Origin of the sequence: Pseudomonas sp. EGD-AK9 (genome assembly GCF_000465935.2) — a bacterium.
Classification (GTDB): domain Bacteria; phylum Pseudomonadota; class Gammaproteobacteria; order Pseudomonadales; family Pseudomonadaceae; genus Aquipseudomonas.
Genome location: NZ_AVOF01000584.1, coordinates 1 through 1,258 on the forward strand (window position 1 = coordinate 1; position 1,258 = coordinate 1,258).

A 1,258-nucleotide genomic window follows, 5' to 3' on the forward strand; every position below is an offset into this window, starting at 1 on the left:
ATCTGCTCGATGCGCGCGCGCATTTCGGCGGCGGCGGCGCGGACGGCCCGTCGAAAGTTAGGCGCGAGCGGGTGAAATTGGTCACATCTTGGTTGGGCGATGCGTCTGTCTCGGGTATTCTGCCGCGACGCCTAGGCACCATTACAAGAAAATCGCCTATGACCGCCACCACTAGCGCCGTAGTCCCTGAAGTGACGCTGGATCCGTACGCGGCCGAACAGCTGTTCGCCACGGATATCGCCGTCGAACGTACCCGCCTGCTCTACCAGGGCTCGCGCCTGCCCACCCTGTTGATGCTGCTCACCGGCCTGGCCTGTGCGTTCCTGTTATGGAGCGAGCAGCGCGCGCCGCTGCTGGCCGCCTGGCTGGGCTGGATGGTGCTGCTGGTGTTGCTGCGCCTGGTGCAGGTCAAGGCCTTCGACGCCGCGCTGCCCAGCCGCCAGGCCGAAGCCCACTGGCGCCGGCGTTTCCTGTTTGGCGCCGGCGCCTCGGGGCTGACCCTGGCCTTCGCCGCCATCGTCCTGGTGCCGGCCGATGCCTTCTATCAGCAGGCGCTGCTCTATGGCCTGATCGCCGCGGCGATCCTCTCCGCCAGCGTCGCCTACGCCGTCAGCCTACCGGCCTTCCTCACCTTCGCCTTGCCCTGCCTGCTGCCCTCGGTGACCTTCCTGCTGGCCGAAGGCAACAACCTGCAGCGCGGCTGGGGCGGGCTCGGCGTGATCCTCTCGCTGGCCTTGCTGGTGGTGGCCTGGCAGGTCAACCGCCTGGTCCAGCGCAGCCTGCTGCAGCGTTTTCACAACCAGGCGCTGATCGCCAACCTGGAGCACGCCAAGCTGCGCGCCGAGGGCCTCAACGAGGAGCTGGCGCGCGAGGTGGAGCAGCGCCGGCGTGCCGAGCGCGAGCTGCGCGGCGCCCATGGCGAGCTGGAAATGCGCGTGGCCGAGCGCACCCTGGAACTGGACGAGGCGACCCACGCCCTGGGCAAGAGCCAGGCACGCCTGGCCCTGGCCCTGGAGGCCAGCGAACTGGGCCTGTGGGACTGGGATCTGGAAAGCGACCAGGTGCACCACTCGCACCTGCGCGAGCTGTTCGGCCTGGACGCCGAGCAGGTGCAGGTGATGCTGCGCGACCTGACCCCGCGCCTGCACCCGGACGACCTGCCGACGCTGCGCCGCGCCCTGGTCGAGCATATGAAGGGGCGCAGCGACGGCTATCAGGTGGAATACCGGTTCAAGCACGCCGACGGCCACTGGCTGTG

At 68.8% G+C, this 1,258-nt stretch carries 1 protein-coding gene; it reads left to right on the plus strand.

Going from position 1 to position 1,258, the window contains the following annotated elements; all coding sequences use genetic code 11:
* Positions 1 to 158 precede the first annotated feature (158 nt).
* Positions 159 to 1,258 (plus strand): PAS domain-containing protein (locus N878_RS21140; RefSeq protein WP_021445524.1); only part of this gene is annotated, 1,100 nt, incomplete at its 3' end.